This is a genomic window from Stenotrophomonas sp. ATs4, assembly GCF_051861585.1.
GTDB classification, from domain to species: Bacteria; Pseudomonadota; Gammaproteobacteria; order Xanthomonadales; family Xanthomonadaceae; genus Stenotrophomonas; species Stenotrophomonas maltophilia_AS.
Genome location: NZ_JBLYPK010000003.1, coordinates 147,262 through 166,281 on the forward strand (window position 1 = coordinate 147,262; position 19,020 = coordinate 166,281).

The 19,020-nt window shown below is 65.7% G+C and carries 17 protein-coding genes and 3 tRNA genes; 4 read left to right on the top strand and 16 right to left on the bottom strand.

Annotated features, from left to right (window positions below):
* Window positions 1–3 precede the first annotated feature (3 nt).
* The 4 genes from ABR323_RS06755 to ABR323_RS06770 are packed head-to-tail and all read right to left on the bottom strand — an operon-like array spanning window position 4 to window position 5,144.
* Window positions 4–666: a MotA/TolQ/ExbB proton channel family protein gene (locus ABR323_RS06755; protein WP_439448735.1), complete on the bottom strand. Its 663-nt coding sequence runs from the start codon at window positions 664–666 to the stop codon at window positions 4–6.
* 3 nt (window positions 667–669) lie between these two features.
* Window positions 670–3,069 (bottom strand): DNA internalization-related competence protein ComEC/Rec2, encoded by a 2,400-nt coding sequence (locus ABR323_RS06760; RefSeq protein WP_439448736.1) that lies wholly within the window; start codon window positions 3,067–3,069, stop codon window positions 670–672.
* A gap of 58 nt (window positions 3,070–3,127) precedes the next feature.
* The gene (locus ABR323_RS06765) at window positions 3,128–4,471 is read right to left on the bottom strand and encodes a sensor histidine kinase (protein ID WP_439448737.1); all 1,344 of its coding nucleotides are present in this window, start codon (window positions 4,469–4,471) and stop codon (window positions 3,128–3,130) included.
* Between the two features lies 1 nt (window position 4,472).
* The gene (locus ABR323_RS06770; RefSeq protein ID WP_135272984.1) at window positions 4,473–5,144 is read right to left on the bottom strand and encodes a response regulator transcription factor; all 672 of its coding nucleotides are present in this window, start codon (window positions 5,142–5,144) and stop codon (window positions 4,473–4,475) included.
* A gap of 146 nt (window positions 5,145–5,290) precedes the next feature.
* Between ABR323_RS06770 and ABR323_RS06775 the strand changes: the two genes are divergently transcribed.
* Both ABR323_RS06775 and ABR323_RS06780 read left to right on the top strand, forming a co-directional pair.
* Window positions 5,291–6,058 carry a MipA/OmpV family protein gene (locus ABR323_RS06775; RefSeq protein WP_439448738.1) on the top strand — a complete coding sequence of 256 codons (768 nt, stop codon included), beginning with the start codon at window positions 5,291–5,293 and terminating at the stop codon, window positions 6,056–6,058.
* Between the two features lie 30 nt (window positions 6,059–6,088).
* Window positions 6,089–6,373, top strand: a complete 285-nt coding sequence (locus ABR323_RS06780; protein ID WP_439448739.1) for a hypothetical protein — start codon at window positions 6,089–6,091, stop codon at window positions 6,371–6,373.
* A 60-nt stretch (window positions 6,374–6,433) separates the two neighbouring features.
* Here the strand turns inward: ABR323_RS06780 and ABR323_RS06785 are convergent, their stop codons facing one another.
* The gene (locus ABR323_RS06785; protein ID WP_167796787.1) at window positions 6,434–6,574 is read right to left on the bottom strand and encodes a hypothetical protein; all 141 of its coding nucleotides are present in this window, start codon (window positions 6,572–6,574) and stop codon (window positions 6,434–6,436) included.
* A 182-nt stretch (window positions 6,575–6,756) separates the two neighbouring features.
* Between ABR323_RS06785 and ABR323_RS06790 the strand changes: the two genes are divergently transcribed.
* A complete protein-coding gene (locus tag ABR323_RS06790; protein ID WP_439448740.1) occupies window positions 6,757–7,089 on the top strand; it encodes a hypothetical protein in 333 nt (110 codons plus the stop codon).
* 97 nt (window positions 7,090–7,186) lie between these two features.
* Here ABR323_RS06790 and ABR323_RS06795 read toward each other — a convergent pair.
* The 3 genes from ABR323_RS06795 to uvrB all read right to left on the bottom strand — a co-directional run bounded on the left by ABR323_RS06795 (window position 7,187) and on the right by uvrB (window position 9,565).
* Window positions 7,187–7,261 (bottom strand) — tRNA-Val (locus ABR323_RS06795).
* Between the two features lie 98 nt (window positions 7,262–7,359).
* Window positions 7,360–7,434, bottom strand: a tRNA-Val gene (locus ABR323_RS06800).
* Between the two features lie 106 nt (window positions 7,435–7,540).
* Window positions 7,541–9,565: an excinuclease ABC subunit UvrB gene (uvrB, locus tag ABR323_RS06805; protein WP_135272980.1), complete on the bottom strand. Its 2,025-nt coding sequence runs from the start codon at window positions 9,563–9,565 to the stop codon at window positions 7,541–7,543.
* Window positions 9,566–9,729: 164 nt separating this feature from the next.
* On the opposite strand from uvrB, the gene ABR323_RS06810 reads away from it, so the two are divergent.
* Complete coding sequence (locus tag ABR323_RS06810; protein ID WP_439448917.1) at window positions 9,730–10,224, top strand: GspH/FimT family protein; 495 nt, start codon at window positions 9,730–9,732, stop codon at window positions 10,222–10,224.
* A 49-nt stretch (window positions 10,225–10,273) separates the two neighbouring features.
* On the opposite strand, the gene ABR323_RS06815 is transcribed toward ABR323_RS06810, so the two are convergent.
* The 8 genes from ABR323_RS06815 to ppnN all read right to left on the bottom strand — a co-directional run bounded on the left by ABR323_RS06815 (window position 10,274) and on the right by ppnN (window position 18,907).
* Window positions 10,274–10,350 (bottom strand) — tRNA-Asn (locus tag ABR323_RS06815).
* 47 nt (window positions 10,351–10,397) lie between these two features.
* On the bottom strand, window positions 10,398–10,823 hold the full coding sequence (locus ABR323_RS06820; protein WP_135272979.1) for a type IV pilin protein: 426 nt from the start codon (window positions 10,821–10,823) through the stop codon (window positions 10,398–10,400).
* A 13-nt stretch (window positions 10,824–10,836) separates the two neighbouring features.
* Window positions 10,837–14,631, bottom strand: coding sequence for a pilus assembly protein (locus ABR323_RS06825; protein WP_439448741.1), 3,795 nt, complete (start codon window positions 14,629–14,631; stop codon window positions 10,837–10,839).
* Between the two features lie 11 nt (window positions 14,632–14,642).
* Window positions 14,643–15,164 (bottom strand): pilus assembly PilX family protein, encoded by a 522-nt coding sequence (locus tag ABR323_RS06830; protein WP_439448742.1) that lies wholly within the window; start codon window positions 15,162–15,164, stop codon window positions 14,643–14,645.
* Window positions 15,165–15,167: 3 nt separating this feature from the next.
* The gene (locus tag ABR323_RS06835; RefSeq protein WP_439448743.1) at window positions 15,168–16,337 is read right to left on the bottom strand and encodes a PilW family protein; all 1,170 of its coding nucleotides are present in this window, start codon (window positions 16,335–16,337) and stop codon (window positions 15,168–15,170) included.
* Window positions 16,334–16,834 (bottom strand): type IV pilus modification protein PilV, encoded by a 501-nt coding sequence (gene pilV / locus ABR323_RS06840; protein WP_439448744.1) that lies wholly within the window; start codon window positions 16,832–16,834, stop codon window positions 16,334–16,336. The genes ABR323_RS06835 and pilV overlap by 4 nt, the downstream gene beginning before the upstream one ends.
* Window positions 16,831–17,346, bottom strand: a complete 516-nt coding sequence (locus ABR323_RS06845; RefSeq protein ID WP_135273139.1) for a GspH/FimT family pseudopilin — start codon at window positions 17,344–17,346, stop codon at window positions 16,831–16,833. The genes pilV and ABR323_RS06845 overlap by 4 nt, the downstream gene beginning before the upstream one ends.
* A 172-nt stretch (window positions 17,347–17,518) precedes the next feature.
* A complete protein-coding gene (gene ppnN, locus ABR323_RS06850; protein ID WP_439448745.1) occupies window positions 17,519–18,907 on the bottom strand; it encodes a nucleotide 5'-monophosphate nucleosidase PpnN in 1,389 nt (462 codons plus the stop codon).
* Window positions 18,908–19,020 lie beyond the last annotated feature (113 nt).

Sequence of the window (19,020 nt, forward strand, 5' to 3'; positions counted from 1 at the left end):
CGATCAGGCCTTCGCCGTGGCAGCACTGGCCGGACGTGCGGCCGGGGCCGGGTTCAACACGCCCGGGCGGCCGTCGAGCGTATCCAGCAGCGCGCTGGCTTCCTGCTCCATCTCCACCACATAGCCGTGGATGCGGCCCTTGAAGTAGCGGTGGAACATCAGTGCCGGGATCGCCACGATCATGCCGGTGGCGGTGCACACCAGGGCCTTGCCGATGCCGCCGGCCAGTTGGTTCACGTCACCCACGCCATGGTCGAGGATGCCCAGGAACATCTGGATCATGCCGATCACCGTGCCCAGCAGGCCCAGCAGCGGGCCGGCCGAGGCGATGGTGCCCAGCGCGTTGAGGAAGCGCTCCATGCGGTGCACCAGGTGGCGGCCGGTGTCTTCGATGCGTTCACGGATCTGGTCACGCGGCCGGTTGCGCGCTTCCAGCGCAGCGGCCAGCAGCGCGCCCAGCGGCGAGTTGCCACGCAGGGTCTGCAGGTGGGCCGGGTCGAGCTTGCCGCGTGCGGCCCAGTTGCGCACTTCCTGGCCGAGGCCGGGCGGCAGCACTTCAGTACGCCGCAGGGACCAGAAACGCTCCAGGATGATCGCCAAAGCCAGTACGCCCAACAGCAGCAGCGGCACCATCGGCCAGCCACCGGCCTTGACCAGTTCCCACACGTTTCAACCCTCCGGCCCAGCGGCCGCTTGTTCAATCGGCGATAGGATAGCAGCCGACCGCGCCCGCCCAGCGCCATCCCACCACCGGGATGCGTGGATACGTTGTTCACGCAGCTGCAGCCCTTGTGCGCCAAGCCATACGCGGATGGCGCCGGACTCGGCCGTGGCCAGCACTTCGGCCCCTTGCGCCTGCCAACGCTGGACCACGTCCAGACGGGGGTGGCCGAAGCGGTTCTGGTGCCCCGCCGAAACCACGGCCAACCGTGGCGCCACCGCCGCCACCCATGGCGCACTGGAACTGCCGCCACTGCCATGGTGCGGCACCAGCACCACATCCGCCTTCAGCGCTGCCGGCGACGCCTGAAGCAGCGCCTGTTCGGCCGGCCGGCCGATGTCGCCAGGCAGCAGCACCACGCCGTGACGGCCTGTGATACGCACTACACAGCTGTCCTCGTTCTCGGCGTGCCGGCTGCCGGGCGCCGGATGCAGCACCTGGAAATCGACTCCGTCCCACTGCCAGTGCAACCCTTGCTGGCAGGGCCCGGCCCCGGCGATGGCACTGCCGGGCGGCGCCAGCAGCCGCAGCCCGGGCAGCTGCCGGCGCAGGCTGGGCAGGCTGCCGATGTGATCCAGATGGTCGTGGCTGAGCATCGCCTGTTGAGGCGGCGCCTGGCCGAGCGCGCGCAGGGCCGGAACCAGGATCCGCTCATTGCCGTCGCCGCCGGTCGGCGGACCGACGTCGTACCAGAGCGCATGCCGTGCCGTGCGCACCAGCACCGCCGTGCCCTGGCCCACATCGTGCACCAGCAGCTCCAGCTCCCCCTCGGCGGGTGCATGCCGGGCGGGCCACAGCAGTGGCAGGCACAACAGCAGGCCGGCCATGCCACCGCCGGCACCGCGCGGCAACAGCCACCAGAACACCCCCAACAGCGCCGCCGGCACCGCCCAGGGCGGCGCCTCGGCCAGCCACCACATCGCCTGCGGGTGCAACGCCAATGGCTGCAGCGCCTGCCAACTCAGCTCGAACAGCCAGGCGGCGGCACGCCACGCCCAGCGCCCAGCCCCGTCGTGAAGCGCATGCAGCCCGGTCCCCAACAGCGACAAGGGCACCACCAGCAGCGTCCACCAGGGGATGATCGGCAGGTTGACCAGCGGCCCCAGGCGTGCGGTACCGCCGAACAGCGCCACGCACAATGGCAGCAGGCCGAGGCTGGCCACACCCTGTGCGGACAGGAAACCGCGCAGGCCACCGCCGATCCCTTCCGGCCCGGTCCGCGGCAGGCACCACATCAGCCACAGCACGCCGCCAAAGCTGAGCCAGAAGCCCGCCGACAGCACCGCCAACGGCGCCGGCAGCAGCATCACCACCGCAGCCAGCGCCAATCCCTGCCCGGCACCGACCGGGCGACGTCCGGCGCGGGCCAGTGCGACCAATCCGATCATCAGCGCGGCACGCACGGTGGGCAGCGCGCCACCGGCGACCACCGCATAGGTCGCAGCCGCCAGTGCCGCCCCCCAGGCCGCCGACTGCGGCCGTGGCCAGTACCGGCCCAACGCCGGGCACAACCACCACAGCGCCCGGCACAGCATCACGCCGAAGCCGGCGACCACGCCAACATGAAATCCGGAAATGGCGACCAGATGGGTCAGGCCCAGTGCACGCAGGTGTTCCCAGTCGGCATCGGTCAAGCCGCGGGTATCGCCCAGCGCAAGCGCCTGCACGAAGCGAGCGGCAGGATGGGCCACCTGGGCGACGATGGCAGCACTGCTGCGCTCACGCCAGGCCGGCAGGCCATGCGCGGTTTGCCGCTCACGTGCACTCGCCGGATCACGCACCGTACCGGTGCCGGAAATGCCCCGCAGCAATGCATGGCGCTCGCCGTCAAAGCCGCCGGGATTGATCCGCGAACGCGGTGCCCGCACGCGCAGCGACAATTCCCAGTGAGCGCCAGCTCGAACCGCGTGGCGCCCACCGTCGGTGCTGCTCGCAGGCGGCCCACGCCAGGGATCATTCCAGGTGATCTGCAGGCGCCTGCCACGCAACGAAGGCAGTGCATCGGCCTCCTCGACCAGGAAGACGAACCGGGTGTAACCCGCGCCACGCTGCGGAAGATCGATCACTCGGCCACTGACCTGCACGTCCTGGGCGGGCCCGCCGGGGGGCAGCTGGTTCTCCAGTACCCAGTACCCGTGCAATGACGCCCACGACAGGCCGAACAGCACGGCCGCCCAAGCGCGTCGGCGCCAAGGCAGGATCCAACCTGCGGCACTGACAATGGCCAGCGGCACGCACAGCCACAGTGGCGGCAGCACCGGCAGCTGCACGCAGGCCAGCGCACCCAGCACCAGACCGGCGGCACAACCACTGCCAGACAGCGGCGGAGCGGATCGTTCGGCGACCATTCCCCCAGCGTGCCGCCGGGGCAGCAGGTTGCCTATCGGGCTTTACCCCGCATTGGCGTCAGCGGCGGACACTACCGCGATGGAAGTTGACACGGAAACTGGCGCCGCCACCGGTCGCCTCGCCAACGCTGACCGATCCTCCATGGTGCTGCACGATCTCCTTGACCAGATGCAGGCCCAGGCCGCTACCGCTGCCGGCCGCACGCAGGCGATGGAACGGCTCGAAGATCGCCTCACGGTCACCGACCGGAATGCCGGCGCCCTGGTCACTCACTTCCAGCAGGCCGCACGCATCCAGCCGCACGCAGATGGTGCCGCGCCCGCCGCCATGGACAATGGCGTTGTGCACCAGGTTGGCGATCACCCGCCCCAGCGCCAGGCTGTCGCCATGGATCCACACCGGCGCGTCCGGTGCATCCACTTCGAAGCCATAGCCGGCGCCGACCACCAGCGGTGCGAGATCCGCGGCCGCTTCGCGTACCAGCAGCCCCAGGTCCAGCCGCTGCAGTGCGCCAACATTGCGGTCGAGCCGCTGCAGGTCAAGCAGGTGTTCGGCCACGTTACCCAGGCGTGCAACGTCGGTCAGCAGCTGCGACTTCAACTCGCCCTGCGGCAACTGCGACAGGCGCGCCTGCACCACCGCGATCGGCACGCGCAGCTCGTGCGCAGCATCGGCGAGGAACTTGTCACGCGCCGCGTACCCCTGCTGCACTTTGTCGATCGCATCGTTGAAGGCTTCCACCAGCGGCGCGACTTCGGTCGACACCAGTTGCGCATCCAACCGCGCACCCGGTTGGCCGATGTCCAGCTCCTTGGCCTGCTGTGCGGAACGGCGCACGCCGCGCATTGCACGATGGATCACCGTTGGCATCACCAGCAGCGTGACCACGATCAGCGGCAGGAAGAACCACAGGCCAATCAAGCGCAGCACCATCAGCGCGCCATCCAGTAGCCCGCCCTTCGGCGCACCGCCGGCCATCACCGTGATGCGTCGGCCATCCTCGTTGCGGATCATCACCCGCGCCACGTCCAGGTACGGCGGCACCAGCGAGCCAAGTTCGGTGGCGCCCACGGTGGGCAAACGCGCCAGCAACGGCGCGTGGACCGCCGGAACCGAACCGCGCTCCAACCACGTGCCCCTGTCGTCGACCGCCGCGAACCAGAGGTTGCCGCCGGCTCCGGCGTTGAGCTTGTCCCAGCGCGCCTGGTCCAACACCAACCTGCCACCTTCGCTGTGCACCGCCTTGGCCACTGCCTCGGCCGTGAACATGTTCATGCCCCAGGAGTCCTTGTCGCCCCAGGTCAGGATCAACGCGACCACCGCGAACAACACGGTGAAGGCCTGCGCCAGGAACAGCCGCCACGCCAGGCCGAGGGTGATGGAACGGATCGGACGGGCCATCTCAGGCCTCCGCCAGCAGGTAGCCGACACCGCGGATCACATGGATCTCCACGCCCGCCCCGGCCTGCTGCAGCGCCTTGCGCAGCTTGGAGATATGCGCGTCGAGCGCGTTGGACTGGATTTCATCATCGAATCCGTACACCGCTGCTTCCAGCGCGCTGCGGGTGACGGTTCGTCCCTGCCGCATCGCCAATGCCTGCAGCACCAGCACTTGCCGCCGTGGCAACGCCAGTGGCTGCCCCTCCACCTGCGCCTGCAGCGACTCGAAGTCGAACTGCAAGCGGCCCAGATGCAGGCTCGGCGTCACCATCGCCGACGGCCGCCGCGAAACCGCGCGGATGCGCGCCATCAGCTCCTCGATCGCCACCGGCTTGACCAGGTAGTCATCGGCGCCGACGTCCAGGCCTTCAACCTTGTCCGACAACGTGCCCTTGGCGGTGAGCATGATCACCGCCAGGTTGGGCCGCAGCGAACGCGCCGTGGCGACGAAGCCTGCGCCATCGCCATCGGGCAGCTGTCGGTCGAGCAGCATCAGCTGGTGCACCGGCTCGCGCAGCGCGATGGCAGCTTCGGCCAGGCTGCCGACCACATCGGCGACCACACCCTGCCGCTCCAGGCCCGATTGCAGGGCACGGGACAGATCGGGATCGTCTTCGACCAGGAGGATGCGCATCGGGGGCTCGGCTACCGGAAACGGTGCCGATCATAGTGCCTGGCGCCGGGTTTGGGCGCCTTCGCATGCCGATTGCCAAGGCGCAATGTTCTGACAATGTTGGGCCCGCACCATGCACAGCCATCCCCCCGCAAAGTGGTTGATCGATGCCGTCGCTGTCCCCGACCCTGCTGCGCCCGTTGCTGTTTTCCGCTGCCATCGGTCTGCCGTTGATCACCCACGCCGCCGACCGCAGCCCGGGCGTGCAGGCCGGCATCAGCGCTGGCGCAACCTCGGGCGCGTATGCGCACTACGACGTCAAACCGCTGGTCGTGCCGTCCATTGCCTGGCAGGGCAAACGCTTCTTCGCCAGCCCCGGCTCGCTGGGCATGTACCTGTACAAGAGCGAAGGCCTGCGCCTGTCGGCGGCGGTCACGCCCTACACACTGCGCTTCAAGACCGACGACGTGAACGATCCGCAGCTGCGTCGCCTGCACAGCCGGCAGATGTCGGCCATGGCCGGCATCAACGGTGAGTACAACGCCGACTGGGGCATCGTCGAGGCTGCTGTGATGCGCGAGGTCACCGGCCATGGCGGCGGCATCGAGTCGCGCCTGCACTACAGCTATCCGATCCAGGCCGGTCGCTTCACCTGGGTGCCCAAGGTCGGCGTGGTGCACTCCAGTGCGCGCCTGCTCGACTACTACTACGGCATCACTGACGAAGAAGCACTGCGCTCGGGGCTTGCCGCCTACAAGCCGGGCAGTGCGACGTCGCCGAGCCTGCAGATCGCAGTGAGCACGCCCCTGGGCTCGAAGTGGCGCGCGACCGGCGTGGTCGCCAACCAATGGTTTGGTGATGCAGTGAAGGACAGCCCGATGGCGCGACGCGGTACACAGACGTCAGCCTTCGTTTCCCTGATGCGCTCGTTCTGAACGAGCACCCGTTACGGACAAGGACCCCCCATGGCCTCCGTCTCCCCCACCACCGAAGCGCACGCGATCCTGCGTGCACCCGATCTGGACAGCGCCGAGCGCGCCTACCTCGGCCTGATGCCTGACCTTGAGCACGTGAACGCGCTGGCTCGACGGGCACTGGGCCTGTCCCGCGTGACGGACGCGGCACGCGGCTATGCGCTGTCCATGACCCTGATCGGGCTGCGCCTGCAGGAACTGGAAATGGGCGAAGCCACTGCCAAGGAACATCGCCAGGCGACGCTGCGCAGCCTGCGGCAGGCCTTCAGCGTCTGATCCAAGGGGTTCCCTGCGCCTGCGCGGGCGGGCGGGCGGCGTGGCATCGCCCGCCGGGAGTCAGCCGAACGTGGTCCAGGCCAGCACCGCTGCCAGCAGGGCCACCCAGATCACGGCCTTGAAGGTGCCTTCCAGCATGTTGCCGCCGAACAGCAGCTCGAAGAACGGGTTGGGCCTGGATACCGGGACGTGATCGCTCATTCGACATCTCCATTCAGTGGCCGCGCGATTGCGCGCCAAGCCTGAGTCTACGCCGGCACGGCCCTGATTCATCGGCCGCCCACCGTCTTTGGCGACGCAATTCCGGCCTTCGTCGCAGGCCGGCTGCACTCCCCCGCATGTCGTGCCAGCCTGCGTGCACTTTCCCGCTGGAGCACCGTGCCATGCCGATGCTTGCCTTGATGCTGCTGCTCTCCAGCCTGTTGGGCGCCGGCGATGGGCCCGCCGGGGACGCGCTGCGCGAGCAGATTCACCTCGCCGAAACCCAGCAACCGGCCGCCGCCGGACATTGGCGCGATACTGCGCCGGTGATGCTGTATCCGCTGCGCCAGGACCGCGTACTGCGGCTGGAGTGGCAGCCCCTGCCACAAGGCCACGCCAGCAGCTCGCACACGCCTGCCGCAACGGCGCGCGTTGCGCAGCTCTGGGAGCGCGTGGACGGCCACTGGAAGCTGCAGCGCATGGTCAGCCTCGACGATCTGGTCGTGCCGCGTTGAGAGGGAATTCCTGACCAGAGGCACAAACGAAAAAAAGCCGGCCCGAGGCCGGCTTTCATCGTGATCCACCGCTGCACCGGCAATGCCGGGAGTCCGGTGGTGGGCGGTACAGGGTTCGAACCTGTGACCCCTACCATGTCAAGGTAGTGCTCTACCGCTGAGCTAACCGCCCATCTTGTTCTTGCCGCCCGCAGGCTGGCCTTGCTACGTAAAAACCCGGCGCCAGGGCCGGGCTTTGCAGTTCACGACGGCCTTCTTTCGAAGACGTCGTGGTGGGCGGTACAGGGTTCGAACCTGTGACCCCTACCATGTCAAGGTAGTGCTCTACCGCTGAGCTAACCGCCCGTTTTTGCTTCTGAACGTCCGCGATTGCGTCGGTGCAGGCCACGTATATTACGGATGCCGGCCGTGAAGCGCAATACTTTTGTGAAGATGATGCTGCGCTGCCACCTTAGCCCAGGCTGGCCTCCTTCAGCTGCCGGATCTGGTCGCGTACGCGTGCGGCATCCTCGAACGCCAGGTCCTTGGCATGCTGGTACATCTGCTGCTCCAGCGCCTTGAGCCGGCTCGCCAGCTGGGCCGGGCTGAGCGAACGATAGTCGGCCGCGTCCTCGGCAATGCCTGCACGGCCCTTGCCCTTTCCCTTCTTCGCTTCCTTCTCGGCCGCGTCGGAGCGGGCCCCTTCCAGCACATCGACGATCGGGCGCGCCACCGAACGCGGCACGATGCCGTGCTCTTCGTTGTACTCGACCTGCTTGGCACGACGCCGGTCGGTCTCGTCGATGGCTGCCTGCATCGAGCGGGTGATCTTGTCCGCATACAGGATCGCCTTGCCGCGCACGTTGCGGGCAGCGCGGCCGATGGTCTGGATCAAGGAGCCGGTGGAGCGCAGGAAGCCCTCCTTGTCGGCATCGAGGATAGCCACCAACGACACCTCGGGCATGTCCAGGCCTTCGCGCAGCAGGTTGATGCCGACCAGCACATCGAACTTGCCCAGGCGCAGGTCGCGGATGATCTCCACGCGCTCGACCGTGTCCACGTCCGAGTGCAGGTAACGTACTCGGATACCGTGTTCGGTGAGGTACTCGGTGAGGTTCTCGGCCATCCGCTTGGTCAGCGTGGTGACCAGCACGCGATCACCCGCCTTGATGCGTTCATTGGCTTCGCTCATCAGGTCATCGACCTGGGTGCCGACCGGACGGATCTCCACCACCGGGTCGATCAGGCCGGTCGGCCGCACCACCAGCTCGGTGATGTCTTCACCGGCCTCGCGGTACTCGTACGGCCCCGGCGTCGCCGACACATAAATGCTGCGCGGACAGCGCGCCTCCCATTCCTCGAAGCGCAGCGGACGGTTGTCCAGCGCTGACGGCAGGCGGAAGCCGAACTCGACCAGCGTCTCCTTGCGCGAACGGTCGCCCTTGAACATGGCACCGATCTGCGGAATGGTCACGTGCGATTCGTCGATCACCAGCAGCGCATCGGGCGGCAGGTAATCGAACAGGGTCGGTGGCGGCTCGCCCGCGTTCTTTCCGGTCAGGTGCCGTGAGTAGTTCTCGATGCCGTTGCAGAACCCGACCTCGGCCATCATTTCCAGATCGAACTGGGTGCGCTGGGCCAGGCGTTGTGCTTCGACCAGCTTGTTCTGGGCGTACAGCTGCTCCAGCCGCTCCTTCAGCTCGACCTTGATGGTCTCCACCGCTGCCAGCACCCGTTCACGCGTGGTCGCGTAGTGGGTCTTCGGGTACACCGTGAAGCGCTGCAGGCTACGCATCGTCTCGCCGGTCAGCGGATCGAACATCGTGATCTTTTCCACCTCGCCATCGAACAGTTCGATGCGCAGGGCTTCACTGTCCGATTCTGCCGGGAACACGTCGATCACTTCACCACGCACACGGAATGTACCGCGCTGCAGTTCGTACTCGTTGCGCGTGTACTGCAGCTGGGTGAGGTGGTTGATCAGATCGCGCTGATCGATGCGCTCACCCTTGGACAGGATCAGGCGCAGCGACAGGTAATCTTCCGGCGCGCCCAGGCCATAGATCGCCGACACCGTCGCCACCACGATCGCATCCGGGCGCGACAGCAGCGTCTTGGTTGCAGCCAGTCGCATCTGCTCGATGTGCTCGTTGATCGAACTGTCCTTCTCGATGAAGGTATCCGACGAGGGCACATAGGCTTCCGGCTGGTAGTAGTCGTAGTAGCTGACGAAGTACTCCACCGCGTTGTGCGGGAAGAACGCCTTGAACTCGCCGTACAGCTGCGCCGCCAGCGTCTTGTTCGGCGCCATGATCAGCGTCGGCTTCTGCACGTTCTGGATGACGTTGGCAATGGTGTAGGTCTTGCCCGAGCCGGTGACGCCCAGCAGGGTCTGCTTGGCGATGCCGGCCTCGAAGTTACCGGTCAGCTTGGCGATGGCATCAGGCTGGTCGCCTGCCGGCGAATACGGCGAGACGAGTTCAAAACGGTCGCTCATGGTGTTGCCAGTTCCCGGGAAAGATGAGTATACGAGGCAAGCGGTGACGGCCGGCTGAGGGGTTTCCGGGCAAGCGGGCGCGGCCGTGCCTGATGGTGCCGCCAGCGGCGGTCGGGGAGTCTGGACACATGCGCCGCCCCCTCTTCCCCCCTCCGCCGCAAGGCATGCACCTGGTCGAACTGCTGGTGGTCGTGGCCGTACTTGCCGTGCTGCTGGCGGCGGGCTGGCCCGCCCTGCATCCGATGTTGCTGCGGCACCGCGCGGATGCACTGCAGCTGACCCTGCACGCCAGCCTTTCCAGTGCCCGCAGCGAAGCCCTGATGCGTCGTGAACTGATCGGACTGTGCGCCAGCGACGACGGTGAGCACTGTACTCGCGACTGGAGCGCCGGATGGATCATCTATCGCAGCGGCGGAAAGCGAGGCACACCGGAATCCCGGGAGGCCATCCTGGCCCATCATCAAGGCCGCTCGGATGTCTCGATCGTCGCCCAGACCAGCAGTGGACGGCCGTTGCTGTTCTTCCAGCCTGACGGACGCAGCCCCGGCGCCAACCTGACCCTGCGCATCTGCGCGGGGAGCCGACTGCATGGCAGGCTGGTGGTCAACAACGGCGGCCGCACCCGCAGCGAACGCGTCGACCGCGCCCTGCCCTGCTGACAGGCCTGAAAAAGCAAAAGCCGCGATTTCTCGCGGCTTCTGCAGTATCTGGCGCCCGAAGTTGGACTCGAACCAACGACCCCCTGATTAACAGTCAAGTGCTCTAACCGGCTGAGCTATTCGGGCGGGGAGGCGCATTGTACTGGCCGTTTACGGGAAGATCAACACCCGATTTACCAGCAGTCGGAAACGGTGCCGCTGGCGGTTTTACGGTTGGCCTGGTCCACGCCCAGCGTGCCGCAGCTGTCCTTGGTCTGGTTGCCCTGGGGCGTCGCAGTCAGTGTGAATGAGGACGCCTTTCCATCGAAAGTGATTGCATAGCGTGTGGTCCCCCCTTCCCGCGGTGACACCTTGCTGGGAAGAGCGAAGCCTGAGTACGTGTTGTTCACCGAGTAATAGCGCTCGGCGCGTTGTGCGTACTCCACCAGATCCGCTTTGGCCACGCCACGGTGCGACTGTCGGATGTACTGCTGGTACGAGGGAACCACGATGGCCGCCAGGATGCCGAGCACGATCACCACGATCATCAGTTCGATGAGGGAGAAGCCGTGCTGCTTGCCGGGACGACGCAGGGTGCGGGAAAGAGTATTCAGGCTCATGGGAGTGTCTTGGTTACTGGATCTGACGCCAGGACTGGCGGCCACAGGGATAAGGCACGTACATCGTCGGAGCACCTGCCACGTTGATCGCCATCCAGCAGGCGCGTTCGCCGCCCTTGTCCAGGCGCGGCATCACCGACACGTTGACGTCCTTTACCGGCGCGGTGCCGCCGGTATCCAGGCTGACTGCTGCTGCGCCCGGGCCGTACGCCTTCCCGTCAATGGATCCGACGCGCGCGAGCTCCAGCGACGCACCGCCCGAGATCGGGTTGAGGCCGAACAACCAGTTGCTGCCCTCGGTTGAACAGCCACGACCGCCCGAGGTTGGCATGTAGGTGGGCATGAATACCGTGCCTGATGCCACGGCAGGGTTGCCGACGAAGCGTTCGCCCGAACCCGGCAGCGCAATGCTCCACCCGAGTGCAGCCCCGCTGAACGGCGTGGCGGTGATCGATCGCTGCTTGCCGCTGGTGGTCACCGAATAGGCCACCAGATCTGATGGGACGATCGTCGCGTCAGGCTGCCCCTTGCTGATGTCGTTGACGCCGTACAGGGACTGCGCGGTGATGTCCTGCGGATCATTGTCGAACGAGAAGCTGCCGGTGCCCAGTACCAGCATCACACCGCCGCCGGACCCGGTCACCGCAGTCATGCCGCCGGTGATCGGCTGGCGGTACACTTGGTTGTTGTTGTTGGTCTGGCGCGCGGTGGTGAACACCGGCTTGGTGACCGAGGTGGCCGCATCTTCCAGATCGAATTTCCACAAGGCACCGCGCTGGTCGGCCGCGTAGACCGTGTCGGCCAGGCCGTCACGACCGCGCACACGCCCTGCTCCACCACTGCTGTCGGCACGCCAACGGTCAACGGCCACGATGTTGCCCAGGCCATTGTCACCTGCCGGAGCGGTTGCAGCAGCCTCGGTAGCGCTGATCATCCGCACGGCGCCCGATCCCAGGTCGACCACGAACAGCACGGCCTTGCGGTTGAGGCTGTTGTAACCGTTGCCGAAGATCGCCTTCCACGCTACGCCATTTCCGTCCTTCACCGGCACGATCACCGGCTTGCCGAGAACGTGGCCGATGTTGGCCTTGACGGTGGAGTCCAGACCCGGCGCCACGTCACTGATTTCCCACAGGCGGTTGGTGGTGCCGAAGCTGGACGGGGTGGTCACATCCAGCGCGAACACCGAGCGTCCACCGGCACCAGCCGTGCCCACCAGCGCGGTGGCCCAGTTGCCACCGATCTGCGCGTCCGCCACCGCAATCGGTCCATCCACGTAGTAGCGATGGCGGAAGCGCTGGTCGGACTTCTGCGACGCCACATAGGGATACAGCAGGTTTGCCATGTGCCCCAGCGCCGTGCCGGGAATGTAGGCGAAGGTCTCGCCGCCGCCGGCACTGTCACTTACGCCGTTGCCGTTCATGCCACCATCGAAGGCATGCAGCATGCCGTCATTGGCGCCGACATAGACCATGTAGCGGCCGTTGTTGCGCTTGCGGGTCAGATACGTGGCATACGACGTGGCCATGCCCGTGCTGATGCGCTGGTAACCATAGTCATCGCGCGGCGAGCTGATCACCGGGCTGGAGTTCACGATGTCACCCAGCACGGTGGTGCGGGTACGGTAGATACCGCCGGAGTTGCGCACTTCACGTGATGCATCGCCACGCAGATAGGACATGGCCGTGGCGATGTCGCCGCCCAGCTTTTCAGCCTCGGTGGCGGAACAGCGCGCAATACCCGGATACTGCTTCTCGTCCTTGTTGCAGAGGTCGGTGAAGGCGATGTTGGTGCTGCTGAAGTCAACCGCCGCATTGCCCTTGGTCGCAACGATGGTGCGCGAACGCTGCGCACCCAGTTTCTCGGCCGCATCCCACACCTGCGTGTACTCGGTCTGGTGGGTCGTGTTGTTCACCGCGAGCTTGGAGGCCTTCAGGCGACTGAACCAATCGGTTTCCTCGTTGGCTACCTCGAACTGCGGCGTGACCGCCAACGAGCCGGTACCAATGCGCGCGCCGGTCAGGCCCTGGCTGCCCGAAGGCGCCGGTCCGGACGTAACCGACGACAGCACCCGGCGCATGGCCGTGGTGATGTCGGCCGGCGTGCGCGCGTTGATGTACTCGCCACGGGTATTGGTCGCGGCGTGCCAGATGTCGTCCACGGTGCTGGGGTTGTCGTTCTGGCGATCCGGCCAGTTGTTGTAGACGGCCGAATCGGTGTACGGGTTCTGCTGCCTATCAGGATCGAACAGGTTGCCGCGCGCGCCCAGCGTGATTCCATAGAAGTTGATATGCAGGTCTTTCTTGCAGTCCAGCGACTTGTCCGAGCTGGTCGCACACTGCTCCGGCACCGGCACCTGTCCCAGCGGCATCCTGTCGTCGGTACGCAATGGATTGACGTAGTAGTACGCCGCGATGTCGGCCATCGTATCCGAATTGCCGTCCTTGAACGGAGCCCCCATGGCACCGTCAATGTTCCCCGGTGTGGGAATGGAGCTCGTCGGGAACCCGTTGCCGTTGTTGCTGTAGCCATCGGTGAACAGCATCACCGCATTTTTCTGGCAGGAAAGCTTGATGGGAGCCGCATTGTCGGTTCGCATGAACTGCAGGCCAGCCGCATTTACTGCATTGCGGTTTGGCGTGCCACCACTGGCCGTCAGCGCGATCATGTCGCTATACAGCTGGGTCTTCTGGCCGATCAGGCTCATGTCCTGGATCGTGAGACGCTTCGCATCATCCGTCGAGCTGTTGTACTTCAGGAAGTCATTGATCCTGAAGTAGCCCACGTACATGTCGTTGACATTCAACGCATGCGTCATGCCAGCGATCATCGCGCGGTTGCGGTTTCCATAATAGGTAAACCAGTTGGCGAAGTTCTGCATTGCAGCCGCATCACTGGTCGTGAGCACGTACTTCCACATGTGGCAGCCCTTGCCACAGGCATCCAGGACCTTGGTCCGATCCTTGCCTGCGTTGGCGTAGGCATTGGGCGTCCCCGCCAACTGCGGAGAAGGGTCGCCATCGCTCTTGAAAGGCATGTAGAACGTCGCAGGCGTGTACTCCAACGACGCATTGGCCGCGGACGACCATGAGGCCCCATATTTATTGTCCTGCACGGCACTAAACCGTCCGGAATCGGATACGGTCCTGTACTTCTGTCCCGGCGGGGCATACATGCCGTCCTGCATGCGTTGCACATCCCAGGATCGAGTTCCCAGGTAACTACTCGAAACATCTACGACATAGTCACTTTCATTCTGGTTACGCGGATCAATGAGCGCGGCACTGGCGATGGATGTTGGGTAGGATTCAACAGCCTCATTAACGATCCGGAGCCAGGGTTGATACGGGATCGAGGGATCGTAATAGGCCGGATTGTAGGCAGCGGATCGGGCAAACCCGAACACGTCCAACGCGGGAATTCCGAGATAGCTGGTGTTGATCCGTGGCCCTGGCAAAAGGTAGAAATAGTTGCACTGCCCATCGTTGTAGGGCCTGTTCCGCGAATCGTAAGCGATGATGTCATCCGGTTTGTTGAGGACGCCGGCCGACCTGAAGAAACTCTTACGCGCGTTGCTCCAGCACGCCGTACCATCCTGGCCCGGGAACTGGGTCTGGAAGGTCATCGAGCCCGAATCATCCACTGCCATGATGAACGACGGCGGCGCGGACACCTTCAGGTTCATCGGACGCTGCGACAGCGTGCCCTGCGCCTGCGCGGCGAACAGGCTCATCGCAAGCCAGGTACCGCCGGCCACTGCCAGCAGCAGCCCGGAGCCGGCCAGGATCTTGATCTTTCGGGTTGCCATGACCGGGTTCCTCAAAGCTTGAAAACAGTGTCGACAGCCGCCGAGGAGGTCCCCTCGTTGCTGGTGGCGGCATCGCGGTCGGAACCGAACGCGGTGATCTGGTAGACGCGCGTGGGCTCTTCGCTTTCCGGCGTACCCATGCCGAGCGGCGTCTCACCCAGGATGCAGCTGTCGATACGGCGCACGCTGACCACCGGTGCCGCCGACAGTTTCTGCTGGCCCACCCAGCGAGTGGGATCGAAGCCGTCATCGCAGATGCGCTTGATCGCATCAGCCGTCAACGCGCCACCATCGCCGGTATTGTTGTCGATCTGTTCGATCGACCGCTCGGCGTCGCGTACCGCGCGCTCAGTCGCCTGGAACGCGACGTTGGCCGCCCGGTAATTGGATGACATGCGCTCCTGCATGCTGGCCACCTGCATGCCGACCACACCGATCAGCGACAGCAGGATCAACAGCATCAGGGCCACATACAGCACCGCGCCACGCTGCTGCGCGCGCCCCTGGAAACGACGGGAGACGGAGGGCTTCATGGGTCAATTTCCGAACAGTCGGTTGCGCAGCGCCACGGACACCTCATACGAGGCGCGATAGCGATCGTCGTAAGTCGCGGGCGGATTGAAACCCACGCCCAGCACGCCCAGCTGGGCCACCGCGGTGTTGGCCTGCTCGGCGGCGGCCCGCTGTGGGCTGCGCACCAGCAGACCGAACTGCACCAGACCAACCCGGCGCCATGCGGCAACGGCGGCATCATCGGTACCGGTACTGACACCGCTGGCGGTCTTCTGGAAGGTGATCGCACCGGTCGGCGGCGCAGTGCTGCTGATCGCGGTCTGGGTGTCCTGGCCATACAGGAACTGCAGGTTCTCGATGCCCTCCACCAGTTCCTCGCCGGTGGCGAACGTGTTGTCGCCGGCACCACGTGCGCGATACAGCGCGGGTTCGCCGGCCGGATTGGTGGCGATGTAATACGCCATCGATTCCACACGGTAAACCATGGTCACCGCGTTGTTGGCCGAGTACATCGACAGATCGGACTTGTTGGCCGTGATCGTGCTGCCGGCAATTTTCCCGGCGAATACATCCACCCGGCTGCAATCGGCCACCGCAAACGCCGAGGGCGAGGTGACGGCGCCGGCCGACAGGCGTGCGGCCGCATCCGCGGCAATGGTGATGTCCGGCGAAACCCCGGAACCAATGGTCAGGACCGGCGAGCCTTCAGGTGCCAGGTAGCGCATCACGATGATGTCGCTGCCGCCACGCGGTGCGGGCTTCAGATTGGTGATGGCCGATGGCGTACTGCCAGCCGCCCCCCAGCTTGCGCCCAGGGTCAGCTTGTTGCCCGGCGCCGTACTCTGCGCCTCGTAGCCTTGGATCGGCACCGAGAAATCCAGCGGGCTGCCGTCACCCGCCTTCACGCCGGTGATGTTGACCTTGACGCTGTTCTGGCCACGGACTACGTGGGCCTGGTCGTTCACGCAGCCCATGTGCCCGGCCATGCGGATATCCCGCTCGAGGAACTCCATTGCGAAGCGCGCGTTCTCCTGGGTGCGCGCCACACCTTCGGACAGCTGTGACGCTGCCCGCGAGGCCATGAAAATCTGGGTCACGCCCAGCATCAGCACCAGGCCGATCACCAGTGAGATCAGCAGTTCAACCAGCGAAAGGCCGGCCGCATGGCTGGCAGCGGAAGGCGCGCGCTTCATAGACGGGTAACCAGGGTGAACGTGGTGATGCTGTCGGGGTTGGCTGCATTCCAGCGCTCATCTCCCCAGCCGATGCCGACGGTAACCAGGCCGTCGTTGACGGTCACGTTGGCGCTGGCCTTGCCGCCCAGCACCTTGACGACCTGGCACTGCCAACGCGCTACGTTGGCCTTGGATGTTGTCTGATCGGTACTGTTGGGCCAGGTGCATGGACCGGCCGGCGCAGTGACCGAGCCTGCAGTGAAGGAAGCCTTGGTGTACTCGCCCCCCTTGAGGGTTTCACTGCGCTGCACGCGCATCAGTTCGATCAGGTCGTAGGCCAGGCTGGTGGCCTGGGTACGCTGGCTGGCGCTCTGCACGAAGCGGACGTTCATGGTCTGCAGCAGCGCGAAGCCCAGCAGGCCGAACGCCAACACCAGCAGCGCGATCAGCACCTCGATCAGGCTGAAGCCACGATTGCGGGCATGCCCACCCAGGCCGGAACGACGACGTTTCATTTGCAGGTTCCTGCGGTGGAGCGGACCTGCCCGGAGAACAGCACGGTCAGGGTCCGCATGGGGTCACCGGCCTTGCAGCCTTGCGGCACCAGGCTCACGGTCTGGTCGGCGGACGCGCGCCGGCGCCCCTGGGAATCGAAGGCGATGACGGCCTGGCTGGGAACCTCGACGCTCAGGCTGCTGCTGCCTTTGGAAAAGCGCAGCACGCTTTCGCTGCCGCTGATGGAGCCATCGCCATCCGCGTCACCCCAGGCCAGCATGCCCTTGCTCCAGTCACCGTCGCAGGACGTGCCGTTGCTGCTGCCACAGACCCCGCCACCGTGCCGGTTGCGGATGGCCTCGCTGCGGGCGAGCGACAGCAGACCGATCACCTCGTTGTTGGTGGTGGTCAGGCGGTTGGAGCGCATCGCAGTGCGGAAACTGGGATAGGAGATGCTGGCCAGAATGACCAGGATGACCAGCGTGATCATCAACTCGACCAGCGTGAAGCCGTTTTGCCGGCGCAAAGACATTGGACGCTCCCCAGCGTGTTGATGGCCACGATGGGCCATCGCCCTGCCACCGGCAAGCGGCGACAGGATGAACGGTCAATCCGGGGCGACGGGCGTCAAAGGGTTGACAGCCGCTGCCCTGTCGGCCGCCCGTGGCGGGGGTCGGAGCCCGATGGGATCCGACCCCGGCCTGTCAGGCCAGCACCTGGTAGCAGGGCTGGTATTCGCCGGAGATCTTCATCCGGCGCTGCTCGACGAAGGCGCGCAGCAGCCCGTCCAGGGCCTGCATCATGTCCGGGTCGCCGTGGATCTGGAACGGCCCGAACTGCTCGATGCGGTGCATGCCGTCTTCCTTCACGTTGCCGGCCACGATGCCCGAGAACGCCCGGCGCAGATCGGCTGCCAGCGCGTGCGGGGCACGGCCATGGTGCAGATCCAGCGCGGCCATCGCCTCATGGGTCGGCACGAACGGCTGCTGGTACTCCCACGGGATCTCGATCGACCAGTTGAAGAAGAACGAGTCCTTCTGCGCCAGCCGGTGCTCGCGCACGCGCTTGATGCCGGCCGACATCTTCTTGGCCACCGCCACCGGGTCGCCGATGATGATCTCGTAGCGCTCGGCGGCTTCATCGCCCAGGGTCAGGCGGATGAAGCGATCGATCTGCTCGAAGTACGGTGCCGCCACGGTCGGGCCGGTCAGGATCAGCGGGAACGGCAGGTCCTTGTTTTCCTCGCGCAGCAGGATGCCGAGCAGGTACAGGATCTCCTCGGCGGTACCGACGCCACCGGCGAACACGATGATGCCGTGACCGATGCGGACGAAGGCCTCCAGGCGCTTCTCGATGTCCGGCATGATCACCAGGTGGTTGACGATCGGGTTCGGCGACTCGGCCGCGATGATGCCCGGCTCGGTCAGGCCGATGTAACGCGTCACGGTGCGGCGCTGCTTGGCATGGGCAATGGTGGCGCCCTTCATCGGGCCCTTCATCGCGCCCGGACCGCAGCCGGTGCAGATGTCCAGACCGCGCAGGCCCAGCTCGTAACCCACCTGCTTGGTGTACAGGTATTCGTCGCGCGAGATCGAATGGCCACCCCAGCAGACGACCAGGTTCGGGTCGCCCGGGTTGAGGATGCGCGCGTTGCGCAACAGGCCGAACACCGCATTGGTGATGCCTTCGGACGACTCCAGCTCGGCCGCGTAGGCCGGGCCCATCTCGATGGCCATGTAGGCCAGGTCACGCACCACGGCGAACAACAGTTCGGCAACGCCGCGGATGATCTCGCCATCGACGAAGGCCATCGCCGGTGCGTTGACCAGGTCGATGCGCACACCGCGATCCTGCTGCGCCACCTGGATGTCGAAATCGGGATACAGATCGCGCGCCGCACGCGGATCGTCAGAGGCACTGCCGCTGGTCAGCACGGCCAGCGCGCAACGGCGCAGCAGCTCGTGCATGCCGCCGGCAGACGCATCGCGCAGGCGGGCCACTTCGGCCCGCGACAGCACATCCAGCCCACCGCGCGGGTAGATCCGCGCGTCCTGCACCGGCAGTGCACGGGCTGATTTTTCGTTCGTGGTCATGTCCAATTTTTCGCTTCCTTCAAGGTTTCCGACTGTACTGCCGCCCCCTTAAAAAGCAAAACGGCCGGGAAGCCCGACCGTTGGATGTGTGCTTCCCGCGTTCGCCTTTCCGG